The 19,756-nt window shown below is 37.2% G+C and carries 22 protein-coding genes; 19 read left to right on the top strand and 3 right to left on the bottom strand.

The genetic code is table 11. The features are described from left to right. Nucleotides 1-135 precede the first annotated feature (135 nt). The gene (locus tag VNN39_RS09765) at nucleotides 136-237 is read right to left on the bottom strand and encodes a hypothetical protein (RefSeq protein ID WP_252175926.1); all 102 of its coding nucleotides are present in this window, start codon (nucleotides 235-237) and stop codon (nucleotides 136-138) included. A 133-nt stretch (nucleotides 238-370) separates the two neighbouring features. After that, nucleotides 371-1,906 (bottom strand): hypothetical protein, encoded by a 1,536-nt coding sequence (locus VNN39_RS09760; RefSeq protein ID WP_096368433.1) that lies wholly within the window; start codon nucleotides 1,904-1,906, stop codon nucleotides 371-373. A gap of 548 nt (nucleotides 1,907-2,454) precedes the next feature. On the opposite strand from VNN39_RS09760, the gene VNN39_RS09755 reads away from it, so the two are divergent. From VNN39_RS09755 to secG, 18 genes are all read left to right on the top strand, one after another. Then, nucleotides 2,455-2,904 carry a MarR family winged helix-turn-helix transcriptional regulator gene (locus VNN39_RS09755; RefSeq protein ID WP_338997640.1) on the top strand — a complete coding sequence of 150 codons (450 nt, stop codon included), beginning with the start codon at nucleotides 2,455-2,457 and terminating at the stop codon, nucleotides 2,902-2,904. Beyond that, nucleotides 2,901-4,427 (top strand): MDR family MFS transporter, encoded by a 1,527-nt coding sequence (locus VNN39_RS09750; RefSeq protein ID WP_339007103.1) that lies wholly within the window; start codon nucleotides 2,901-2,903, stop codon nucleotides 4,425-4,427. Before VNN39_RS09755 ends, VNN39_RS09750 begins: the two co-directional genes overlap by 4 nt. Beyond that, complete coding sequence (locus VNN39_RS09745) at nucleotides 4,427-5,143, top strand: DUF4811 domain-containing protein (protein ID WP_338997638.1); 717 nt, start codon at nucleotides 4,427-4,429, stop codon at nucleotides 5,141-5,143. The genes VNN39_RS09750 and VNN39_RS09745 overlap by 1 nt, the downstream gene beginning before the upstream one ends. A gap of 162 nt (nucleotides 5,144-5,305) precedes the next feature. After that, nucleotides 5,306-5,887, top strand: coding sequence for a hypothetical protein (locus tag VNN39_RS09740; protein ID WP_004258153.1), 582 nt, complete (start codon nucleotides 5,306-5,308; stop codon nucleotides 5,885-5,887). 75 nt (nucleotides 5,888-5,962) lie between these two features. Beyond that, entirely contained in the window at nucleotides 5,963-6,721 is a 759-nt protein-coding gene (locus VNN39_RS09735; protein WP_017369775.1) for a MurR/RpiR family transcriptional regulator, read from the top strand. A gap of 160 nt (nucleotides 6,722-6,881) precedes the next feature. Then, the gene (locus VNN39_RS09730) at nucleotides 6,882-8,276 is read left to right on the top strand and encodes an MFS transporter (protein WP_338997637.1); all 1,395 of its coding nucleotides are present in this window, start codon (nucleotides 6,882-6,884) and stop codon (nucleotides 8,274-8,276) included. Nucleotides 8,277-8,358: 82 nt separating this feature from the next. After that, nucleotides 8,359-9,594 (top strand): phosphopentomutase, encoded by a 1,236-nt coding sequence (locus VNN39_RS09725; protein ID WP_096368428.1) that lies wholly within the window; start codon nucleotides 8,359-8,361, stop codon nucleotides 9,592-9,594. Nucleotides 9,595-9,597: 3 nt separating this feature from the next. Further along, nucleotides 9,598-9,867, top strand: a complete 270-nt coding sequence (locus VNN39_RS09720; protein ID WP_096368427.1) for a zinc ribbon domain-containing protein — start codon at nucleotides 9,598-9,600, stop codon at nucleotides 9,865-9,867. 18 nt (nucleotides 9,868-9,885) lie between these two features. After that, nucleotides 9,886-10,701, top strand: coding sequence for a purine-nucleoside phosphorylase (locus VNN39_RS09715; RefSeq protein WP_213496784.1), 816 nt, complete (start codon nucleotides 9,886-9,888; stop codon nucleotides 10,699-10,701). A gap of 83 nt (nucleotides 10,702-10,784) precedes the next feature. Next, the gene (gene deoD, locus VNN39_RS09710) at nucleotides 10,785-11,483 is read left to right on the top strand and encodes a purine-nucleoside phosphorylase (protein ID WP_017369770.1); all 699 of its coding nucleotides are present in this window, start codon (nucleotides 10,785-10,787) and stop codon (nucleotides 11,481-11,483) included. A gap of 129 nt (nucleotides 11,484-11,612) precedes the next feature. Further along, nucleotides 11,613-13,283 (top strand): formate--tetrahydrofolate ligase, encoded by a 1,671-nt coding sequence (locus VNN39_RS09705; RefSeq protein ID WP_017369769.1) that lies wholly within the window; start codon nucleotides 11,613-11,615, stop codon nucleotides 13,281-13,283. Between the two features lie 13 nt (nucleotides 13,284-13,296). Then, nucleotides 13,297-13,707, top strand: a complete 411-nt coding sequence (locus tag VNN39_RS09700) for a VOC family protein (RefSeq protein ID WP_165712021.1) — start codon at nucleotides 13,297-13,299, stop codon at nucleotides 13,705-13,707. Nucleotides 13,708-13,874: 167 nt separating this feature from the next. After that, nucleotides 13,875-14,732: an amino acid ABC transporter substrate-binding protein gene (locus tag VNN39_RS09695; protein WP_338997634.1), complete on the top strand. Its 858-nt coding sequence runs from the start codon at nucleotides 13,875-13,877 to the stop codon at nucleotides 14,730-14,732. A gap of 142 nt (nucleotides 14,733-14,874) precedes the next feature. Then, nucleotides 14,875-15,762 (top strand): amino acid ABC transporter permease, encoded by an 888-nt coding sequence (locus tag VNN39_RS09690; protein WP_004258125.1) that lies wholly within the window; start codon nucleotides 14,875-14,877, stop codon nucleotides 15,760-15,762. Continuing rightward, nucleotides 15,759-16,520 (top strand): amino acid ABC transporter ATP-binding protein, encoded by a 762-nt coding sequence (locus tag VNN39_RS09685; protein WP_096368421.1) that lies wholly within the window; start codon nucleotides 15,759-15,761, stop codon nucleotides 16,518-16,520. The genes VNN39_RS09690 and VNN39_RS09685 overlap by 4 nt, the downstream gene beginning before the upstream one ends. Beyond that, entirely contained in the window at nucleotides 16,513-16,740 is a 228-nt protein-coding gene (locus VNN39_RS09680; RefSeq protein ID WP_004258121.1) for a DUF4059 family protein, read from the top strand. The genes VNN39_RS09685 and VNN39_RS09680 overlap by 8 nt, the downstream gene beginning before the upstream one ends. Before the next feature lie 70 nt (nucleotides 16,741-16,810). Next, nucleotides 16,811-17,731, top strand: coding sequence for a thioredoxin-disulfide reductase (gene trxB, locus VNN39_RS09675; protein WP_096368420.1), 921 nt, complete (start codon nucleotides 16,811-16,813; stop codon nucleotides 17,729-17,731). Between the two features lie 110 nt (nucleotides 17,732-17,841). Further along, nucleotides 17,842-18,090 carry a preprotein translocase subunit SecG gene (gene secG, locus VNN39_RS09670; protein ID WP_096368419.1) on the top strand — a complete coding sequence of 83 codons (249 nt, stop codon included), beginning with the start codon at nucleotides 17,842-17,844 and terminating at the stop codon, nucleotides 18,088-18,090. Between the two features lie 223 nt (nucleotides 18,091-18,313). Here the strand turns inward: secG and VNN39_RS09665 are convergent, their stop codons facing one another. Beyond that, nucleotides 18,314-18,775, bottom strand: a complete 462-nt coding sequence (locus VNN39_RS09665; protein WP_096368418.1) for a DUF2798 domain-containing protein — start codon at nucleotides 18,773-18,775, stop codon at nucleotides 18,314-18,316. A 321-nt stretch (nucleotides 18,776-19,096) separates the two neighbouring features. Here VNN39_RS09665 and VNN39_RS09660 point away from each other — a divergent pair, with 321 nt between their 5' ends. Continuing rightward, nucleotides 19,097-19,708, top strand: a complete 612-nt coding sequence (locus VNN39_RS09660; RefSeq protein ID WP_338997633.1) for an alpha/beta hydrolase — start codon at nucleotides 19,097-19,099, stop codon at nucleotides 19,706-19,708. Nucleotides 19,709-19,756 lie beyond the last annotated feature (48 nt).

Raw genomic sequence — 19,756 nt, 5'->3', positions numbered from 1 at the left:
TAATTAAAAACCCTTGTATTTGCAAGGGTTTTGTTATGTCGATTTTCTTGTTTTATTAAAGAGGGGCAAGGTGTTAAATGTCATTCAGAGATTCAATAACTCTTCACGATTTTTTTTAGTGACATGATTGTAATTCTATAGTGTTGTATTAGCGTTAGAATGCCCTACACGTTCCATTATGGTTTTTAAAGGAAGATTTAACTCTGCAAGAAGTGAAACGTGAGAATGACGGAATATGTGGCTATAAAGTGGTTTACTTATATTACATTCTTTTTTTTGCTTTTTTTTTTTGAGATACGATTAAAGGATTGAACTCCTAGGGGTAGATTTATATTTGAAAGAAAACTACCTTGTTAAAACTATTATTATTTTATTGTTGTTTAGAATTTTGGCGATCCTTGAAATAGTTTAAAAATCCAATTGATGACAATATGATAATCACTGGCAGAAATTGTATCAAGTAGCGACTTCTTCCCGCTTCGAATATTGAGAGGAATAAAATGCCCCCTAATAATGTGAGCTGCAAAACCAATTCGTAGCTTAAAATCTTCTTGTATTTTCTAAAATAACTTACCAAACCAAATACTACAATACTCCAGATAATTTGCATATATAGAGCGTATTCAGGATAGTATTGTCCACTCGTATAGACAACATTTCTTATTTTATGTCCTAGGATTGAATCCGTAAATTGTGTATTAACTATATTATTCTCATCAAGTACACTTTCTATTGTCCAGCCCAGACTACCATCTTCTACAAAAAGTTTAAATTTAGTGCTTTGATGTTTGAGCATTCCAAAAGCACCATATTCTGAGATTCTTGTTTGAACATCTTTTTTTATTTCAGGTGCTAATTCGGTTTTAGTTTTAAATTTTCCATTATAGCCAGGGGAGAGAATTTGGGGAGGTAATGCTGAATGATTTGCTCCTGTATCTGTTAAGCCCAAATCAACAAAATACATTAGGCTTCGGCTATATTTTTTATCGTACTCGGTAAAATTTTGATGACGAGCATAATACTGAACTCCAAAAGTTACGCTAGCGATCCCTAAAGTTAAAAGTAGTCCTTTAACAAATACTGGCTTTAAGGCTACTTGTTTTGACGAAAATATGAATTGATAGACAATAGCGAATATAAAAGCAAAGAGATAGATAAAAACAGGGACTCTAATTTGGGAAGCAATGCTAAAAATAATACCAATAAAAAACCAAGGGTATATTTTCTTGCTAGATGACTTAATAATAGCTAAATAGCAGAGTAAACTTGTTAAAAAGAAGGTGAAAGGATCAGTATAGAAGTAAAGAAACTGAGGCTGTAAACCGATGAGAAATAATGCTTCAATAAAGATGATTTGAGATAATTTTTCTCCTCTTAAATGCTTTGCTAAAGACGTTAATAAAAGAATGCCAGCATCTATTGCTGCAGCGTTTAAGAGAGAAACTGCCAGTATGAGATTTTTCGAAGACACAATACTATTGATTATTTTAAAAACGACCAAAATGAAAAAATTATTTGGGTTTAAAGAAAAATATTTGAGGATATCTTCTCTATTAACAGGGATATTTGTAGCTACTGTATATAAAACTGCAGCATCTCCTTTAGCAAGAGCTTGAGCAAATAGAGATATCACAAACTGACCGATGAAAAGTATTCCGATTACAAAATAACGATAAGTATAAAGGAGTTTGCAGCTCTTGATAGCCAAGGGTTTTAGAGATTTATAAAAGGTGATTCCCGAAACAATTCCCAAAACAAGTAGTGATAAAAAGAATGTGTGACTTATCCTCGGAAGAACATCCGAAAAGGTGTACCTTACAGACCAAAAAAACCAATAAAACGAAAGCAAAAATAATAATAAGAAAAGTATTCTTTTTATTCCGTTATCTATGTGTTGCATCTTCATTTTTCTTACTCACTCCTGTAAAATTAAAATTTTTCCAATATTTATATTTTATCATAAAGCAAAGAGAATTAAATCTTCAGCTGGTGGAAACACCAATAAAAATCAACGTTTAAAAAAATGTGTTTAAAATATCAATTAAATCGCTCTGGTTAACAATGTTATATGCTAAATTATTTCGTTTTTTTTGTTCCCAAATTGGATATCGCAAAGCTAAAATTTAATCTTTTTTATTCAGCTTACCTTAAGATATAAGCTCTATAATACACACATTCCATAAAAAAGAGTTGGAGATTTTCTAAAAAAGATTTTCGCCTTATTATTCTTCTTCACTCGTATTATCTATTAGCGAAAAAATGGCCGTAAAAGTAGACCACAATTAGGAGGTCTCTTTTTCTATGAAAAATTTTCACTAGTATTCCAAATAAATAAAGAGGAGAAAACCTTGAAGAAGTAAGCTTTCTTTATCATAGTAAATTTTTGACAATTTATAATAAAGAGAATATAATACTAACAGTGTTAGATAATTAATAGTGTTAGGAATGGAAGATATGGATTACAATCAAGCAGCAGAAACTTTTTTGTCTTGTGTTAAAAGTCGCAGTAAAACTGAAATGATGAGTCGTTTTAGTAAGTATGCGCATGGTGAAAAACTCGTTTTGGTTGGCCTTTATAAAAATACTGGCTTACCGATTTTGCCTAGTGATATTGCAAAGCAAACCAATATGAGTACTGCACGAGTAGCGACAATTCTCAATAATCTTGAGGAAAAAGGACTTGTTACACGTGAGATTTCGCGTACGGATCGCCGTAAAATTTTAGTTGCTATCACAGCTAAAGGACGTGAAGAAGCGGAACAATCAAGAAAAGAAGCAGTAAGCCGTATTGTAAAAATCCTTGAACGAATGGGTGAAGAACGTACCAAAAGTTTTGTTGAAAATGTCCAACTATTTTTTGATTTAGCAATGGAAATATTTGAGGAGGAAAACGAAAAAGTATGACTGAAGAATTAACCAAAGATCAGCCACTCGATATTCATGGTAAACCCTTTAATCGAGGAATTGTTCTTGCACTTATTTTGATTGCTACTTTTGGAGGGATGCTCATGCAAACCTCATTGGGTACAGCAATGCCCACATTGATGAATGATTTTAATATCTCTTTAGCTACAGGGCAACAAGCCACAACATGGTTCCTATTGGCAAACGGTATTATGATTCCTGTATCGGCATATTTGACCACAAAATTCCCAACACGCTGGTTATATTTGATTTCTTATGCAATTTTACTAGCTGGAATGTTTGTCGCATATTCGGCGCCAACATCGACATGGAGCGTCTTTTTAGGGGCACGTATCATGCAAGCTATTGCCGTTGGTATTTCGATGCCCTTGATGCAGGTCGTTATGGTAAACATGTTCTTACCAAAGCAAATGGGAGCTGTTATGGGGGCTATGGGGCTTGTTATTGGTCTTGCACCAGCAATCGGTCCTACTTATGCAGGATGGATTTTAGATAAAGATCATGTCATTTTAGGCTTTACTCTGGAACAATCATGGCGCACAATTTTCTTGATTCCAATGGTTGTTATTGCCATTTGTTGGGTATTGATGCTTATTTTTATGCGTGATATTGTGCCAAATCGTGACATGAAGTTAGATTTTATGTCATTAGTTGAATCTGTGCTTGGTTTTGGGCTCTTTTTATGGGGCTTTACAAATGTAGCCAGCGATGGTTGGGGCGACCTTCAAACGGTTATCCTACCTATCATAGCGGGGGTAGCAATCATTGCGCTCTTTGTCCGTCGTCAATTGCATCTGGAAACACCTTTCTTAAATGTTTCCGTATTTAAAAATAAACAATTTGCTTTGACGACTGTTGTTATGGCACTTTCGATGATGGCTATGATGGGTGTTGAGATGATGTTGCCTTTGTATATGCAACAAGTCCACGGTCTCTCACCTTTGAGTTCAGGTTTGACACTCCTACCTGGTGCTTTGATGATGGGGATTGTGAGTCCACTTGCGGGTGCTGCCTATGATAAAGTAGGTGCGAAACGCTTGGCGCGTGTTGGTTTTACCATTTTGGCCATCGGTACAATTCCATTTATTTTTTTGACAACAACAACACCTGAACACTTTATTACTGTGCTCTATGGTTTGCGTATGTTTGGGATTGCGATGGTAATGATGCCTTTAACTGCCTCAGCCATGAACGCTTTACCACGCGAACAATCGGCACATGGTACTGCAGCAAATAGTACAGCACGTCAAGTTGCTTCAGCTGTTGTTGTGGCGCTCTTAAGCTCTGTTACGCAAAATATTATTACCAATTCACAACCTGCAGCACGCTTGAAAGAGTCCAACCCACTTGCTTTTGCAGGAGATATGTTAGATGCCATGCTTAAAGGCTATCACGCCTCTTTCGCGATAGGGTTAGCCTTTGCTATCCTTGGGCTCGTGCTTTCATTTTTCCTTCAAGGGCATATTGTTAAAAACAAAAAAGAAGTAGGAGGTGAGAAATAATGATAATCATACTTATTGCTTTATTTACACTTTTAACCTTCTACGGCTTTATCCACATTGATAAAATATTTTGGCGTGGTCTTGTTGGTGGTTTATCATTAATCCTACTTACAGCATCAGTTATGGCTTTGACAATACACATTAAAGATAACTGGGGTATGGAGAAAGTAACTACTACTGAAACGAAGAAAATTTACACAGCAGGAGACACCAATGCTGCCTTTGGTCTGCTTTTAAAAGCAGAAATCGGTCAAGATACCAATAATTATGCTTTAGTCTACCGTACAAATAAAGAAGATAAAGAGCCTGAAGTTCATTTCCAACCTGATCAAAAACATATGGTTGAAACTTTGAAAAAAACGGCAGACTACAAGCTAACGTCTGAGTCTGAAGCCAAAGTGGTTACAACAACAGTCAAATGGAAATTTAAAGATAACTTTATGAAGTTCCTTTTCGGTATTGGGGGAGAAGAAGGAAAGCTTGTTTCTCAACACGCTCGTGCTTACGTGCCTAAGGATACCTGGCTCGTCTTGACCCAAGATGAAGCCAAAAAACTTCAACAAGAAGTACCAGCGATGCAAGCTCAGCAAGAAGAAGCACTGAAAGCAAATCCTGCGCAAGCAAAAGCAATGATGGAACTACAAAAGAACAGCCCAGAGGAATTCACAAAACTGCAAGTTAAGCAGATTAAAGAACGCCTAGGTCTTAAAGAATAACAAGAGAGTCTGAATTTATTCAGACTTTTTTCTTTTAAAGTGTATAGAAAACTGAACTCTTCCCTAATATACGTAAAAAAACAGGAAATGTAACTAAATTGTAATTTTATTCGCTGGGAAATATTGTAAAATAGTGAACATAGAAAGGTTGGTATTATAAAAGTGAACTCTGATAGTAGAAAAAGAATCAGGAACTTGGTGATTGGTGCTCTTCTTACGGCTTTAGGAATTTTAATTCCGATGATTATGCCGGCAAAAATCGTAATTGGCCCCGCATCATTTACTCTTGCTTCACACGTGCCAGTTATGGCCGCTATGTTCTTTAGCCCTTATTTAGCAGCGCTTGTAGCTGTTGGGACCACACTTGGTTTCTTTATTAGTGTCCCAGTTCCCCTTATCTGGATGCGCGCGGCAACTCATATTGTAGTAATGACTGCTGGGGCCTGGTTCTTGAAGAAGAATCCAGATTTAGTTGACAAAAAAGTTAAACTACAAGTTTTTAACCTGATTTTGGGAGTTTTCCATGCAGGCTTGGAAGCCTTGGTTGTTTTAGCCTTTTATCGTATTGGTTTTGCAGATCTTAACCCTCAAGCCTTAAATAGCTTGCTTATGCTTGTCTTCTTCGGTGGAATTGTTCATAGCTTTGTCGATTTCAACCTTGCATTTGGTTTATGTAAAGTCCTCAATAAAATTTATACTATTGATGTCTTTAAAAATTCAAAATTAAAATCATTAGCAGAATAACAAAAGACATTTGCGCTTGATAAGAGCGCTTTTTTGTATCTGCTTCCTTCTAGGATGTGGTATAATTGAGTAACTATGGAAAAATTATCAGATGCGGAAATGTATACTTGGGAATTTTTGGAAGAAAATAAGTCCAAAGTCCAATTGATGTCGATTACTCAAATTGCGGAAGAAGCACATGTGAGTACAGCCACAATTGTACGAACTCTCAAAAAAAGAGGATTTGATGGCTTTGCCGATTTCAAAAATTCTCTCAAAAGAAATAAAAATGGAGCCAATGCGGAAGAAAACAAGATAGTTGGTTTGTCTGACGAAGCCAATCAATACGTTTTTAAAAACTTGATTGAAGTTTCACGGACGATTGGCTTACTTAACCCTGCCGACTTGGAAGCTATTTCGAAAGCTTTAGTGGAAACGAAGATGATCATGACAGTAGCGCGCGGCGCAAGTGAAGCTGTAGCGGATGATATGATTCATCGGTTTCAAACGCTGGGGAAAAATGCAATCAGTCGTTACTATGATGATATGGAAATGTATGCTGAAAAACTGACAGCAGAAGATATGATGCTTATTGTTTCCTCAACAGGTGAGGAAAAAATCATTGTTTCTGCGGCTAAAAAAGCAAAGAAAAAAGGAGCTAAAGTAATAGTTCTAACAAGTAACCATCGAAGCCAACTTGCCCAAATGAGTGATTACTATTTGCTTGCTTATCAAAGCAAATTAGAAAAAGAAGAACTCTATGGGGACGCAGGAAGTATTCTACCTTTAGAAGTCATCTGTCGTATTATGGTTGATATGTTTACCATTTATCGTGCCAAAGGTACAATCAGGTAGAAAAAGACAAGTGAGTAGCTTGTTTTTTTTTGTAAAGTTTTTCAAGGTGTTTTATGAGAAAGCGAATACATTTTCAGAAATGTTTAAGATATAATAATTATATTCTTTAAAGATAGCGTTTACATAGAGCGTTTAAATATATCATATCGGAGGACTAACTGTGGAAGCACAACTCTCTACAAGTCAGCAAAATACAACACAAGAAGTACAGGTAGGCAAAGCCGTTCCTGTCATCCTTTTATTGATGATTTTTTCTTTGGTCATTGATAATTCTTTTAAAATCATTTCCCCGAAACTGGTGGAGTATTTCCATGTTTCTGCCAGTACAGTAGCCTGGCAAGTGACCTTAGCTGGATTAGTTATTGGAATGGGAGCAGTCGTCTATGCATCCCTTTCTGACAGCATTAGTATTCGTTCATTACTTATTTTTGGTATTCTTTTAATTTCTGCAGGTTCTTTTATGGGCTACCTGGTTCATGATAATTATTGGTTGGTTGTTTTTGCGCGTGTCATTCAAGCTGCTGGACTGGGCGCTACTGAAACCCTTTATCTTATCTTTGTAGCTCGCTATGTTGCACCAGATAAGCAAAAAAAATATTATGGCTTTTCAACTTCTAGTTTTCAAATTGCGACAGTCATCGGTACTTTGACTGGAGGATTTATCACTACTCATTTGGCTTGGCAAACGCTTTTCCTTGTGCCATTACTTTCTTTATTGGTTATCCCCTTCCTTTTAAAATATCTTCCCAAAGAATCTGGTAAGAAAAAATATATTGATGTGATAGGAATTATGCTTGTTGCAGCTGTTGCTGTTACTGCAATGGTTTACCTGACCAACTTCTCGTGGCTTGTTTTAATTGGTTTTATTTTGGCAACAGTTGTTTTCTTACTCTATATTTCGAAAAAGAAAAATGCTTTTATTACGATAGACTTCTTTAAAAATAAATTGTTTGTCTTTACCTTGATCGCTGCTCTTTTGATCTACTCAACACAAGCTGCCTTTACCTTGAATACATTCTCATTTTTACTTACAGATGTTTATCAGATGCAATTAGACAGTGTATCATTGATGTTCATTCCTGCTTGCTTAGCGGCAGCGATTGTAGGAAGCCTTTCAGGAGCAATTGCTTCCAAGCTCGATTCATTTAAAGCTGTTATTGTTTCAATGGTGACTATTGTGGTGACAATTGTGCTTGCTGCATTATTTATGGGAGCCTCTGTCTTCCTCTTCACTGGTTTGCTTATTTTAAGTTCATGTGCTTTTGCCATGATGTACGCTCCACTCATGCATACCAGTTTGGAAAAAATGCCAGAAGAAAACAAAGGAACAGCAATTGGTTTCTACAACCTTTGCATCAATATTGCAATGTCAATCGGCTTTACTTATTCTTCACGTTTTATTGATGGTGTAAATCTTCATGTTTTTGCGGCAACCGTCAAAGGACATTATAGTGAAGTTCTTCTCATGATTGCATGTGTAGCAATTGCGGCTTTAGCAGTTTTCGTTTTTCTCATCAAAGGGCAACTTCCGAACGAGAAAAGTTTTTCTGCATGAAGGTTTAGCTCTGGAAACCTATTCATCACTAAATAGTTTATAATGATAATATAGAAAGTTCACTAAGTAAGGAGAAAATAATATGCCTAAGAAATTTAATCGTGTTCACCTCGTAGTTATGGATTCCGTTGGAATCGGTGCTGCACCAGATGCAGACAAATTTTTCAACCATGATGTAGAAACACACGAAGCAGTAAATGATGTGAATTCGGATACAATTGGTCACATCTCAGAAATCCGTGGTTTAAATGTTCCTCATCTTCAAGAAATGGGGTGGGGGAATATCCCACGCGATACAGCCCTCAAAACTATCCCAGCTGCTGATCAGCCTAAGGCTTATGTGACTAAGTTACAAGAAGTTTCTAAAGGTAAAGACACAATGACAGGGCACTGGGAAATCATGGGCTTGAATATTCAAACTCCTTTCCCAACATATCCTGAAGGATATCCTGAAGACTTACTTCAAAAAATTGAAGAATTTTCTGGACGTAAAGTCATTCGTGAAGCCAACAAACCTTATTCTGGAACAGCTGTAATCGATGATTTTGGCCCACGCCAAATGGAAACAGGCGAGTTGATTATTTATACTTCCGCTGACCCTGTGTTACAAATTGCGGCACACGAAGATATTATTTCACGTGAAGAATTGTACAAAATTTGTGAATACGTGCGTTCAATCACACTGGAAGGTTCTGGTATTATGATTGGTCGTATTATTGCTCGTCCTTATGTTGGTACACCAGGAGATTTTACCCGTACTGATGGCCGTCGTGACTATGCCTTGAGCCCATTTGACGAAACAGTGTTAGAAAAACTTTATAATGCTGGCGTAGATACATACTCAGTAGGTAAAATCTCTGATATTTTCAACACAGTTGGTGTGAAATATGATATGGGACATAATAAAAACGATATGGATGGTGTCGATCGTCTTCTCAAAGCAATGCGTAAAGAAGAATTCGTTGAAGGCTTTAGCTTTACGAACTTGGTTGATTTTGATGCGAAATATGGTCACCGTCGTGATGTAGAAGGTTATGGACAAGCGATCGAAGACTTTGACGGACGTTTGCCTGAAATTCTTGAAGCCATGCATGAAGATGACTTGTTAATGATTACAGCTGATCACGGGAATGATCCAAGCTATGTAGGTACAGATCATACACGTGAATATATTCCACTTGTTATCTTCTCACCTTCATTGAAAGAACCAAAAGTTTTGCCTTTGGGACATTTTGCAGATATCTCGGCTACTATTGCAGACAACTTTAACATTGACAAGGCTGAAATCGGGGAGTCCTTCCTTGAAAGTTTGGTCTAATTCATGGCCAAAAAAGTTTTTTGCCAATCTTGCGGTATGCCTTTAGCACAAGCGGTCGATTTTGGAACAGAAAGAAACGGGCAAACAGCGACCGAATATTGCAGATATTGCTATCAAAATGGGACGTGGATACAACCCAATATTACTTTGGAAGAAACAATTGCTTTAGGAAATAAGGCCTTGGATCAACTTGAAATATCAGGATTTAAAAAATGGCTCCTCAAGACACTTTACCCGATGCAAATAAAGGGCTTGAAGCGCTGGAAAAAATAAAAATAAAGGAACACAAAAATGGAATTGAAAATGAAGTTAGCTGAAACGACAAAATACCTCAAAGATCAGGGTGTTGGCGCTATTGATGTCGCTCTTATCTTAGGGTCAGGTTTGGGAGAATTAGCAGGAGAAATTGAAAATCCTGTTATTATCAAATATGAAACAATCCCTCACTTCCCTGTTTCAACAGTTGTTGGGCATGCTGGACAACTCGTCTATGGTGATTTATCTGGTAAGAAAGTCATTGCAATGCAAGGACGTTTCCACTTTTATGAAGGAAATACAATGGATGTTGTGACTTATCCTGTACGTGTGTTCTCAGCTCTTGGTACGCCATCAATTATTGTTACCAATGCCGCAGGGGGAGTAAATAAAGACTTTGCGCCTGGTGACTTGATGATTATCAACGATCATATCAATTTCATGGGAACAAACCCATTGATTGGTCCTAATGATGATGAGATCGGTCCTCGTTTCCCAGATATGTCACAAGCTTATGATAAAGCTTATCAAGAACTTGCTAAGCAAACAGCAGCAGAGATGTCTGCTAAAGTGCAAGAAGGTGTCTATATGGGCTTCACCGGACCTACTTACGAAACACCAGCAGAAATTCATATGGCTCGCACGATGGGAGCTTCAGCAGTAGGTATGTCAACTGTACCTGAAGTTATTGTGGCTGTTCATTCAGGAATGCGTGTTCTAGGTATTTCATGCATTACTAACTTAGCTGCAGGAATGCAAAGTGAACTTAATCACGCTGAAGTTGTTGAGACAACAGAACGTGTGAAAGAAACATTTAAAACACTTGTTAAGAATGTTTTAGCGAAAATGTGATAAAATAAGAGAAAACGTGTTAGCGTTTTCTTTTTTTAGTGAAGAAAGCTGGCACCAAAATAACCTAAACATAAGGAGTAACTATGTCAGTTCATATCGAAGCTAAAGAAGGTCAAATTGCAGATAAAATCCTCTTACCAGGTGATCCATTGCGCGCCAAGTTTATTGCTGAGAATTTTCTCGAGGATGCTCAACAATTTAATAATGTGCGAGGCATGTTGGGCTATACAGGGACTTATAAAGGACACCGTATCTCAGTTATGGGAACAGGCATGGGAATGCCATCAATCTCCATCTATGCACATGAATTAATCACCGAATACGGCGTGAAAAAACTGATCCGAGTAGGTACAGCTGGTGCGCTAAATGAAGATGTTCATGTACGAGATTTAGTCTTGGCACAAGGCGCTGCCACAACTTCACGCATTATTAAAAATGACTGGCCACAGTTTGATTTGCCGCAAATTGCTGATTTTGATTTGTTAGATAAGGCCTATCACATTGCAAAAAACTTAAATATTCCAACCCATGTAGGAAATGTTCTTTCGGCTGATTTATTCTACAGTGATATTGATACGCTGGCTATAGGTAAATTGGGCGTAAAAGCAGTAGAGATGGAAGCAGCAGCTCTTTATTACTTGGGTGCAAAGCATAATGTCCAAACACTAGGAATCATGACCATCTCTGATAGTCTAGTGACAGGGGAGTCAACAAGTTCAGAAGAACGTCAAACTACCTTTACTGATATGATGCGTGTAGGGCTTGAAACACTTATTGTTTAGGAAAAAGTAAAAGTTAAAGCCGAACATTCAAAGGGTAAACTTATTAAATTTAGCATTTACAAAGGAAATTTCCAGATGTTTCTGTTAAAATGATAAGAAAGTTATGGAGATTAGGGAGTTATTTAAAAGATGAAAACAGATATCGAAATTGCACAAGAATGCAAGATGGAAGCTATCACAGACGTCGCTGAAAAAATTGGTTTAAGTTTTGAAGATATCGAACTTTACGGAAAATATAAAGCAAAAATACCACTCGAAAGCCTTAAAAAGTTTGAGGATAATGCTGAGGGAAAACTTGTCTTGGTTACATCTATTAACCCGACTCCTGCTGGTGAAGGAAAATCGACGGTGACAGTTGGACTAGCAGATGCTTTTGCACGTTTGAATCAAAAGGTAATGGTGGCGCTACGTGAACCCTCATTAGGCCCTGTGATGGGGATAAAAGGTGGTGCAACAGGTGGAGGATATGCTCAAGTTCTTCCGATGGAAGATATTAACTTGCATTTCACTGGCGATATTCATGCCATGACAACAGCGAATAATGCTATTGCAGCACTTTTAGATAATCATATCTTCCAGGGAAATGCTCTAAACATCGATAGTCGTCGTGTTGTTTGGAAACGTGTCTTAGATATGAATGACCGCGAGCTTCGTCATATCGTTGCTGGCTTAGGCAGTGTAGTTAATGGTGTGCCCCGTGAGGACGGTTTTGATATTACGGTAGCCAGCGAGATTATGGCCGTTCTATGTTTGGCTACTTCATTGACAGATTTGAAAGAGCGTCTTTCACGTATCGTTGTGGCTTATACTTATGATCGTCAGCCGGTCACTGTGGGTGATTTAGAGATTGAAGGTGCAATTACAGTCCTATTGAAAGATGCACTTAAGCCAAATCTGGCCCAAACTATTGAAGGGACACCCGTATTAGTACATGGCGGTCCTTTTGCCAATATTGCGCACGGCTGTAACTCTGTTTTAGCCACAAAAACAGCCTTAAAATTAGCGGACGTAACTATTACAGAGGCTGGATTTGGAGCAGATTTAGGCGGCGAAAAATTCCTTGATATCAAAACACGTCAACTGGGAAAAACCCCTGATGCTATTGTAATTGTTGCTACTCTTCGTGCATTGAAAATGCATGGTGGTGTAGCTAAAACGGAACTAACTGGTGAAAATGTTGCTGCCGTTACCCAAGGCTTTGCAAATCTGAAACGTCATATTAAAAATATGGCGAGCTATGGTGCGCCAATCGTTGTAGCCATTAATCAATTTGCCAGTGATACTGAGGCGGAAATAGCTGAGTTAACACGACTTGTTAAAGCAGAAGGTGTTGCTGTGAGTTTGACACAAGTCTTTGAAAAGGGCGGCGCAGGTGGAATTGATTTAGCCGAAAAACTAACAAGTATTTTCACGCAGGAAGCAAGAGAATTCCATTATCTTTATGATTTAGAAGCATCAGTAGAGAGCAAGATTACAACAGTTGTGACACAAATTTATGGTGGCAAGAAAGTTAATTTTTCTGCAAAAGCAGCGCGTCAATTAAAAGAAATTGAGGAGAATGGTTGGGATAAGTTGCCTGTTTGTATGGCGAAGACACAATATTCATTTTCTGATAATCCTAAACTTCTGGCAGCACCAGAAGGCTTTGAAGTTACCGTGCGTGAGTTGGTGCCAAAGATTGGAGCAGGTTTTATCGTAGCTCTCTTAGGCGATGTGATGACTATGCCTGGCTTACCTAAAAAACCAGCAGCTTTAAATATGGATATTAACGAAGCAGGTAAAATCACAGGTTTGTTCTAAGTAAAGGAGAACGATGGTAAAATCAAAAATTACCCCTTTTATTACATTAAATGGGAAAGCCAAGGAAGCGATGACTTTTTATGCTCAAGTTTTACCAGATACAAAGATTATACGGATGGAATTTTATCATGAAAGTCCAGCTTTTTCTGAAGTGAAAGAAGAGCTAGTTTTAAATGGGAGTTTGGAAATAAAAGGTACTGAGCTTTTCTTTCTTGATATGCAAAAAGAATATGCAGCACCAACACCTAACTGGTCAAATTCTCTTTTTCTGAACTGTGCGACTGAAGTTGAGTTTGATCAAATCTTTGCAGCTTTATCAGAACAAGGAAGCGTGATGATGGGACCAGAATCTGTAGGAGATATTCGCAAATGTGCCTGGATCACTGACAAATTTGGTATTACTTGGCAACCGGTCTGGAAATAAAACAAAAAAGTTATCTGCTAAAGAGGATAACTTTTTTTGTTTGCTGATATTAAATAAATAAAATTCCGCCATAAAAAAATCTTAACCCCTTGATAAACAAATAATATGACAAAGCGGGAGGGGGCGTGATAAACTTTAAATATCAAAAAATTAAGGAGAACATTACTATGAAAAAGTCACTGAAGCTTTCACTCGCGCTCGTTTCGCTTATTGCCGCAGGAGCTTTAGCTGCTTGCAGTAATGGTGGTTCATCAAGCAAAGAAGAATCAAAAACCAAGCAAACGGAGATTGTTGTAGCTACAGATGGAGCAACTAAACCCTTTACCTATTCTGATAATCAAGGAAATTTAACAGGATATGACATTGAGGTTGCACGTGCTGTCTTTGATAAGTTACCTGAATATAAAGTAACATATCAAGCAGTTGACTTTTCTGGGATTGTTCCAGGTTTGGACAGTGGTCGTTATCAGATGGGAGCCAATGATTTTGGTTGGTCAAAAGAACGTGCAGAAAAATATAATTTTTCATCACCAATTTCTAAATCGAATAATGCAGTATTAACGAAAGATGGTGATTATAAAACCCTAGAAGATCTTGCAGGTAAAAGTACAATCGGTAATCCAGCTTCTAACTATACAAAGATTATCAATGATTGGAACAATGCGCACCCAGATAAGAAAATAAATATCAGCTACTCTTCAGATAGCACATCTATCAATACACGCTTTAACCAGATTGAATCAGGGAAGATTGATTTCATGCTTTATGATAAAATCTCTCTGCAATCAAGTATTAAGGATCAAGGGTTTGACAGCTTGAAAATTCAAGATATCGATACTTCAACAGGTGATCCTGAACATGACGGTTATGAGTATTTCCTCTTTGCAAAAGATGATGCTGGCAAAGAACTTCAAACTAAAGTCAACAAAGTACTTGCGGAGGTTGAAAAAGATGGTACCTTGAAAAAACTTTCAGAAAAATTCTTTGATGGAGATTTTGTACCTGAAGCAAGCAAGTTTAAATAAATATTTCACAGACAAGAAAAAATTTTTAGTTTCTTGTATAATAGTAGGAGTAGTGTAAAAGCTGTCCCTGAGTCTCTCACACACAAATGCTTGTGGCACGAGTGAGGGGTTCAGACAGCTTTCTTTGATGAAGAGAATAAAAATGAATAAAAATAAAAAAATAATTTTAGGCTTGGGAGTTTTGCTCCTGTTGATTATTTTGCCTATGCTTCCCTTTTTGATCATGCAAGGGCAATATAGTTTTGACGAATTTTGGACGATGTTTTTCACCAAAATTTTTAGTTGGAAAGACTTTACAGCAGCCTTTGTACCAATCATTAAAATGATTCCAATTTCATTGCAGATGACACTTATCGCAATGTTCTTTGGTCTTATTTTGGGATTGCTCCTTGCACTTGTCAGAATAAATAAAATTCCCATTTTAGACCAGTTACGTGCCTTGTTTGTTTCCTTTACACGTGGGACTCCTATTTTGGTGCAACTTTATTTGACTTATACAGGGATTCCGTTGATTCTTAAAGCAATCAATATGAATTATGGTACGAATTATACGGTTAACTCTGTTCCTGCCATGCTCTTTGTGATTGTGGCTTTTGCCCTTAACGAAGGTGCTTATAATTCAGAAACAATTCGCTCAGCCATTCAATCTGTAGATAAAGGTCAAATTGAAGCAGCGCGCTCTCTTGGAATGACTAACTTTCAAGTTTTTTGGCGCGTAACCTTACCTGAAGCAGCTTCTGTTGCAACGGCGCCATTAGGAAATGCTTTGATCGGCTTACTCAAATCGACTTCACTGGCTTTTGTTGCTGGTGTAGTCGAAATGACCGCTCAAGCTCAAATCATCGGTGGTTCAACCTTCCGTCTTTTTGAAACCTACTTAGCTCTGGCTTTAATTTACTGGCCAATCTGTATTGTTTTGGAAATCTTGATTCGTAAGATTGAAAGTAAACTAGAAATCAAAATGCCTAAAGCAGCGCGAAAAATCTCACTTGGACGCAATCCTTTTGATAACGGGGTAACCAACAAATGATAAAAATTTCAAATTTAAGTAAATCTTTTGCAGGTAATGTTGTTCTTGACAATCTTAATCTGGAAATTAATGAAGGTGATGTCATTGCGCTTATTGGTGCCTCAGGTGCCGGTAAGTCAACTTTTCTACGTTCAATTAACTATCTGGAAGAAGCAGACAGTGGACAGTTAGAAATTGATAATTTTAAAGTCGACTTTGAGCATATCAGTAAACAAGAAATTCTTGAGCTTCGTCGCAAAACAGGAATGGTCTTCCAGCAATTCAATCTCTTTGAACGTCGTACAGCCCTCCAAAATGTGATGGAAGGTTTGATTCAAGTTAAGAAAATGCCCAAAGCAGAAGCACAGAAGCTTGCTGAGGAAAATTTAAGAAAAGTCGGTCTTGAAGATCGTATGGATTACTATCCAAAATTCTTATCTGGTGGACAAAAGCAGCGTGTAGGAATAGCACGAGCTATGGCGATGCAACCGACTTTACTCTTGCTTGATGAGCCAACATCAGCACTTGACCCAGAACTTGTTGGCGAGGTTCAGGATACGATTCTAAATGCAGCCAAAAACAAACAAACAATGGTTTTGGTTAGTCATGAGATGGACTTTGTCTATAATGTTGCGACAAAAGTTCTTTTCCTAGAAAAAGGAAAAATTATTGAAGAAGGCAGTCCAGAGGAAGTGTTCCATCATCCTAAAAATCCGCGGACGAGTGAATTTCTCTCTCGTCATGTTAAAACCATTGATATAGGAAGTTCAAATGATTAATTTAGTTTTACAGTTTTATCTTAAAGGTTTACTCATTTCTTTTTTAGTTGTAGGTTTACTCAGTCTTTTGTACGGTTTTATCTACTGGCTTCGTAATCATCATAAACCCCGAAATGTCTGGCGCAATCGTTTATTTGACATTATTTTGGTGGATATTTTGACGATTCCGATTTTGAGTTTTGCAGTTGTTGGTATACTGATTATTTTAAGAATCAGATGATTGTAAATCAAAATAATGGCAAATAATCAAAAGAGAATTTATAATGGTTCTATACTTGAAGAGGTGAATTATGACAGAAAAAATTTACGATGTAGTAGTTATCGGTGCCGGGCCTGCAGGCATGACCGCAGCTATGTACAGCGCTAGAAGTGAAATGAAAACATTGCTTTTGGAACGAGGTGTTCCTGGCGGTCAGATGAATAATACAGCAGAAATTGAAAACTACCCAGGCTATGGTCAAATCATGGGCCCTGAACTTTCAATGAAAATGTATGAGCCTTTAGCTGATCTTGGTGTTGAAAATGCTTATGGCTTTGTCACATCAATCGTCGATAATGGTGCAACAAAAACTATCAATACTGAAGAAGAAGTATTTGAAACAAAATCAATCATCATTGCAACAGGAGCAAATCATCGAAAATTAGGTGTTCCTGGAGAAGAAGAATATGGAGCTCGCGGAGTATCTTACTGTGCTGTCTGTGATGGTGCTTTCTTCCGTGATCAAGATATCTTGGTTGTTGGTGGTGGAGATTCTGCTGTAGAAGAGGCCATTTTCTTAACACGTTTTGGTAAAACAGTAACAATCATGCACCGCCGTGATGAATTACGTGCTCAAAAAATTATCCAAGAGCGTGCCTTTGCTAACGATAAAATAAAATTTATTTGGGACTCTGTTCTTGAAGAAATCAAAGGTGACGAACGCAAAATTGAATCTGTACGTTACAAAAACGTTAAGACAGGTGAAGTTACAGAAGCGGACTTCGGTGGTCTCTTTATCTATGTAGGTTTAGATGCTGTATCTGAATTTGCTCGAGATTTGGGTATCACTGATGAAGAAGGTTGGATAATCACAGATGCAACGATGAAGACAAGCATTCCAGGTATCTTTGCAGTTGGTGATGTACGCCAAAAAGATTTCCGCCAAATTACTACTGCTGTAGGTGACGGAGCTCAAGCTGCTCAAGAAGCCTATAAATATGTAGAAGGATAAATCAAAAAGAACGTGCTTTACTGCCGTTCTTTTTGATTTATCGTTCGTATTCTAGTAACAAATGTGTTATAATCATATTAGTGCAATTCTGATTAAGGAAGAAAATATATATGGATAAAGTAATTTACGACGTACTACTCGTTATTATGTTAGTTATTTCTGCAATTTTAGTTATCTCAATTTTGATGCAGCCATCTAAACAAGATGGTGCAGCAGATGCCTTTTCAGGTGGTTCAGGAGAACTGTTTGAAAGACGTAAAGCACGAGGCTTTGAAGCTGTCATGCAACGATTTACAGCTATTACTATTGGCATATGGCTTGTACTTGGTTTTATCTTGGTGGTTCTCTCTACGAAATGAAAAAATATTAACATGTGAATGAAGGGCTTCAAAATAAGAGGCGCTTTTTTTTATTAAAAATAAAAATAATAGACAAATGTTAACCAATCATGTAAGTTTTTTGATACAATTTAAATACATAATTTCATAATTTCAATTGACTCTCCAACGCGGAGAGCTTTTTATTTCAAAACAAAAAACTCTCTTTAATAGTAAAGGGGAGTTTTTTATGTTCATTAAGAATTTAACGATAAATTTTTGCAAATATAAATCGTGAACTTGGACCGACCAAAAGTAATTGAAGAGGAAGTGCAACGACAATGTTTAATGCCCATGTTTTACCATACAAGAGAAGCAGACTATCTGTTGTTGGTGTCCCTTCCATGATAATCCCGAAAATAGACATAAAGGTAACCATTCCTAGAATCATAAACAAGGAAATAAAAATACCAAGTTGCGTAGGAGAGGGCTGTAAGTTCTTTTTTTCGATATGAGAAAAGACAATTTTTTTCGCCAGCGGGCCAACAAGTGCAAGATCAAGTATGACAGCGACAAGTAGAGCGAGTGGAAAACCAGTAGCTACATTTCCCCAACTTTCCATACTTATACCGCTGGCTTTAAAAACATTATACATGGTCATTCCAAAAACCATCATTCCAGCAATTAATCCGGTAAAAACAAGTTCTTCTTTAAAATTTTTAGGCATCTTTTTTTCTCCATTCTTTTTAAGTGCACTATATCATAACATAAATGACCGTGTCTTCGTAAGTGAAAACTTGATAAAGAACAAAAAAAGTAAAAAATCAAGGACAATTAAAGTGAGTTGCAGGATTTTAGTCACTAAAAAATTTTTTGAAAAAATAATCTTAAATACTTGACGTTTACAAAAGTAAACGATATAATACAAATATAGTTTACAAACGTAAACGAAAAGGGACAAAAAATGAAAATTAAAAAAAACATAAAACGATGTTGAGGCTGTATCAAAAATAGGCAAGTCTAATCTGTATCAGAAAGAGGAAATGAAATGACCAACTATATTTTTAAACCCGGCGATGAGAGTCTTGCACCTGTTCTGGTTTTGCATAGCACAGGTGGTGATGAAGAGCAGCTGATTCCATTGGCTGAAGACTTATTTCCCAATCACCCTCTCTTATCCATTCGTGGACGCGTCAGTGATCAAGGGATAAACCGCTACTTTAAACTCAAAGGTCCTGGTTTTACGAAAGAAAATTTTGACTTGGAATCGTTGAACCAAGAATCCCAATGGCTGGCGGCAGAAGTTGTACGCTTGGGAGAAGAATATGAGCTGGATCTTAGTAAGCTTGCGGTGATTGGTTATTCCAATGGTGCTAACGTTGCACTATATATGCAACTGAAGGGGCTCATACAATTCGATAGAGTTTTGGCTTTTCATGCCATGCAACTTACAGATGTAGACACCCCCGTAATCGCAGATGAAAGTAAAATCTTCCTAACACATGCGGACAATGATCCCATCGTGACTCGAGCTAATCTTGAAGAACTCTCTTCTGACTTGCAAAAAACAGAGTGTGAACTTGAGGTATTTAAAGCCAGTTTTGGTCATCAATTAAGCAATGAGGAGCTTGTAGCAGCCAAAAAATGGTTAGCCGTATGAAGAAAAAAATAAGCATACATGAACATGTCTTTCCAATCAAAAAAATTA

Source organism: Lactococcus formosensis, from assembly GCF_037892375.1.
In the GTDB taxonomy this organism is placed as follows: Bacteria; Bacillota; Bacilli; order Lactobacillales; family Streptococcaceae; genus Lactococcus; species Lactococcus formosensis.
This window is presented reverse-complemented; position numbering and strand designations above follow the sequence as displayed.